General features: G+C 38.0%; 6 protein-coding genes. All 6 read right to left on the reverse strand.

The annotated features are described in order from the left end of the window. Positions 1-324 (reverse strand): PEGA domain-containing protein (locus tag ACP5SP_RS07450; RefSeq protein WP_428076399.1); only part of this gene is annotated, 324 nt, incomplete at its 3' end. An 85-nt stretch (positions 325-409) separates the two neighbouring features. Then, the gene (locus ACP5SP_RS07455; RefSeq protein ID WP_428076401.1) at positions 410-1075 is read right to left on the reverse strand and encodes an ATP-binding cassette domain-containing protein; all 666 of its coding nucleotides are present in this window, start codon (positions 1073-1075) and stop codon (positions 410-412) included. Continuing rightward, a complete protein-coding gene (locus ACP5SP_RS07460) occupies positions 1076-1885 on the reverse strand; it encodes a hypothetical protein (protein WP_428076403.1) in 810 nt (269 codons plus the stop codon). Positions 1886-1951: 66 nt separating this feature from the next. After that, positions 1952-2734 (reverse strand): hypothetical protein, encoded by a 783-nt coding sequence (locus ACP5SP_RS07465; RefSeq protein WP_428076405.1) that lies wholly within the window; start codon positions 2732-2734, stop codon positions 1952-1954. A 67-nt stretch (positions 2735-2801) separates the two neighbouring features. Next, positions 2802-3620 (reverse strand): hypothetical protein, encoded by an 819-nt coding sequence (locus tag ACP5SP_RS07470; RefSeq protein ID WP_428076407.1) that lies wholly within the window; start codon positions 3618-3620, stop codon positions 2802-2804. 44 nt (positions 3621-3664) lie between these two features. Continuing rightward, positions 3665-4072: a hypothetical protein gene (locus ACP5SP_RS07475; RefSeq protein WP_428076409.1), complete on the reverse strand. Its 408-nt coding sequence runs from the start codon at positions 4070-4072 to the stop codon at positions 3665-3667. Positions 4073-4183 lie beyond the last annotated feature (111 nt).

Raw genomic sequence — 4183 nt, forward strand, 5'->3', positions numbered from 1 at the left:
ATTTTTATCTGCGCTTTCAATGAGTTTTACCTTAATTTCTGCTGTATCTTCCTTCACTTCCACACTTTTCAAAATGTAATCTTGATAACCCTCCTTCTTAAAGATAATTGAATGTTTTGCTAATGTAAGTTTAACATCAGTTGGAGCCCTCACGACAAAATCTTCGTCAATATAAACTGTTGCGCCTTCTGGGTCGGAATCAATGTGTACTGCCCTGGTCTGTGCTTGAGGTGCAGGATTACTTGGATTGCTCTTTGTTTGCTTGAAATTACATCCTGCAAGAAACAGGAGACCAACAAGAACTACGAATAAAATTTTCTTCACACCTACCTCCTTGTATATAAGATAATGAAATTCTCAAAAAAGTTCCATAATTTTCAGAGAATTTTTAAAAATTTCGTCTGTAACATTATATTTGTAGAGGTTCTTTCTCTAAATGACCGCTCTCTATCCAAAAAATTGCATCACAGATATGTTTCAATTCTTCCATGTTTGGGCTCGTTATGAGAATTGTAATGCCCTTATTTTTTAAATCTTTCAGAACCTCGTGAACGGCTGCTATTCCCTCACGGTCTAAATTGCTTGTTGGTTCGTCAAGAAGCAATAACTCTGGATGCTCCATCAGAGCCTGAGCAATACCCAGCCGTTGGATCATCCCTGTTGAATAAGTTCTAACAGGTCGTTTATCATCAGGGTTTAGTCCTACAAGCTTCAGAGTTTCAATGATCTCCTCTCTCCCGATTTCGTTCCTGATTGAAGCAAGAAGTTCAAGGTTTCTCATTCCACTCAGGTAAGTCAAAAAACCTGGTTTTTCAATTAGAACACCTGTTTTGTCTGGAAATTCTATATCTTTTCCAACTTCTTTTTCAAAAACAAAAACTTTACCCTCTGAAGGGTAGACGAGTCCACTGATTATTCTGAGAAGCATGCTCTTTCCAGAGCCATTGGGTCCACCAAGTCCATAAATTGCTGAAGAAGGAATTTTAAGAGATATATCTTCAGGGATAGTTCGATTTCGTATAACTTTTGTTACATCTTCTAAAATAACTACTTGCTTTTTATCAACTTCTTCCATTTAAGCCTCCTTATGAATTTCTGAGATTTTTTTAAATATGTCCATTCTGCGGACGTATATGAAACTAACTGCCAAAATTATCAGAACTATTATTGCATTGTAAACAAGCGACCACATCAGGGAAAAACCATAAACCGTTGGGTCAAGGAACGTGTGCCTGAGAAGCATTGATTGAGAACCAGGCAACCATCGCACTAAATACGGATGCCTGATCCCAAAAAGCCATGAGAGAATCATAACAGCGCACACAAGAATTAAAGCAGTAAATGAATTCCTCCATATTACTGACAGTGCCATTTGAATGAAGGATAGTGCGAACAATGTGCTCCCGAACAAAAGGAAAACCCACCTTATCATTAAAGTGACAACAGTTGTATCTTTTGGAATCTGCCATAATTTTAGAGAAAGTAGAAACGGGCTTATCTCATTTGACAGGGGAAGGAAAAATAAGCTGACTATTAGAACTGTTGCAATGCCTATTAAAACATAGATAATTGAGAGAATAAGGAGTGTAGCTATCTCTCCAAGCCACCACTTTCTTCGTGAACCAATGAGTGGAATGATAGAAACGCCCCTCTGTGATAGTTCTTCCTCTGCAGTATTTCCGAACATGTAGAAGAACATAAGGTATGGCAGGAACCAAAAAATGAGGTTGAATAGAGAATCATCTGAAATTGATGGACCTGCAAATGCAACAAAAAGTACATCCCATACATTCTTTGAATAGGATGAGGGATAAGTTGCAACCTCGTATACACTAAACAATCCTATCAATGAAAAGATAACAACCGTTAAAATTAAATCTTTCATACGTAAGGTTGTTTTAAAATTTATGCGCATCAGTCTTGAAAACGGTACTTTTCTCATAGCTTCACCTCAAGATGTAACCTTTCCTAAAAGAAAATCTCTTCTCTTGCATATTAAAAACCCAATGGTTGTGAACAAGACAATCCATATTACCCAATAGATGATTGAAGCAAAATAAGGAGGATAAAGAGAGGCTTTATCACCGAAACTGTGAAAATTAAACAGAATATGGTTAGAGACGAAGAAGTTAACAAAATGCTGAGGAATATCACCTCTGTAGGCAAAATAGCCACCAAGGTCAATAAGCACGCCGAACAAAAATCCCAGAGATGCACTGTTAAAGAATAGAGATGCAGTTATGACTGCAAGCCCTATACCAAGCCATCCCAATATCAAAAGCACGATAAGCTCGATAAACGCAGAAGTTACAGAAAGAGTTGCCGGTATTTGGGGATTCAAATAACTGTAACGGGAATAATTCAAAGCCATTTCACTCCATCCATTAGTCAAAGGAAGTGCAAAGGAATTTGTAACGAAAATGATAACGAGGAGTATTACAAGGTAAAGAATGATAGAAGCTGTTAGAATCAGGATTTTATTCCACAACCATTTGCTTCGGAAGTTGAGGCGAATCAGAACAAATTCGTCAAAATTTGTAGTAACTGGAATATCGCTTATGAAAAGGAGAAGGACAGGAGTTAAAACGAAAAATAACATACTGCCACTTCCCAGAATGCTAAATACAGCATCCCATACATTTGCCGATGTTTTCTGATTAATAGTAAACGTCAGAACTCTATCACCCATAAAATACGTAAAGAACAAAACTATTAGAAATAGGAATATCAGCATCAATCTTTTATAAAAGATAAACCTTTGAAACTCGAAGTTGAAGATATGCAGGGTATCCTTAAGCTTTTTATTCATAAACCCTTTTCTTTTTTGCAAACATAAATAAGCACACTACACTTATTAGGAAAATAGCTCCCAACTCCCCAAATAGGCTTAGCCACGATGTTGTGTGACAGAAAAATGGCATTAAAGTATTTGTAGGATTCCATGCTGATTTACCTAACATATCTGCTACCATACCACCGATCATGTACAGAACAAATGGAGTTGCAAGTGCAACATATTTATTATGGAGAAATAAGGATAAAGCCAATCCTAATGAGGCATATGTAGCCCCAAAGATAAAGGACAAGCCAATGAGGAAAAATACATATAAGTCAGTTTTCGTAAGATATAAATAACCCATAGGCCCTGGAAGAGATACATATGGAATCCTTACATTTACCCACGCCTCACCTGGAGCAGGCACGGGTGGAAAGCCTCGTGGATAGAAGATGTTTATAACTCCATATATAATAAGAAGTGGAATAGATATGCTTATCCCACCTGCAAGAAGGTTTGCAAAAAATTTAGAAGTGATATACTTGCGGAAAGAAGTCCTTGAAAGGATAAAAGTGACATATCCCGAAGAGCGGTCTGTGATTAATGATGCGGCAAATGGAAGCACCGCAATTAGGGGTGCAATGGCAGGCAGAACCCAATAGTAAGCTCCGTAAATAAAGGCATCAAAAGCATTATTGATAAAAGGGTATTCTGCAGGATTGCAAAAACGAGATACTGGTGGTCCGTACTCCAGCAAAGCAACTATGGTAGATGCAAAGGTAATTGCAATTGCTAACAAGAATGACCAACTAAAAAATGCTCTGCGAAACTCTTCTTTTAACATTTATTTACCTCCATATTCTTTTATTTGGTGGCGAGAGGCTTTAACTAAATTAAGTTATGGGTATCTGGGCTCCAGTGACCTACAGTTTCGATGTGAACACGGTCCGTCTTACCTGACTGGAACGTCATATGAACTGTTTGACCGGCAGTTGCGGTATTATTAAATCTGATAAAAGTGCCGTCATTTATGAGCTGCTTATCTGATACTGTCGTGTTATCAACAAGTTGAAGGTAGGCCCACAAGTCATAGTCACCACCCACCCAGTCGCAATCTACCGTGCACTGTCCATTGTATTGCTTCGTTTCATTGTTAGTAGATCCAGCGCCTCCAAATGGGTTTACTGTGATGTCGTAATAATACCATGTGCCTGAAGCAAGTGCCTTACCAACAATGAACATAGACAAAAAACCAACAAGCATAACTGCCAAAAAGATTGTTGCTTTTCTACTCATAATAACCTCCTAACCATTTTATTTGATTTCCCCTATACTTGCAAGGCTCCTCTCGCCACCACTGTCCCTTACAGCCTTGCTATATAGGCTTCACCAATCAAACAATTCTTA

It is taken from the genome of Caldisericum sp., from assembly GCF_049967455.1.
GTDB lineage: Bacteria > Caldisericota > Caldisericia > Caldisericales > Caldisericaceae > Caldisericum > Caldisericum exile_A.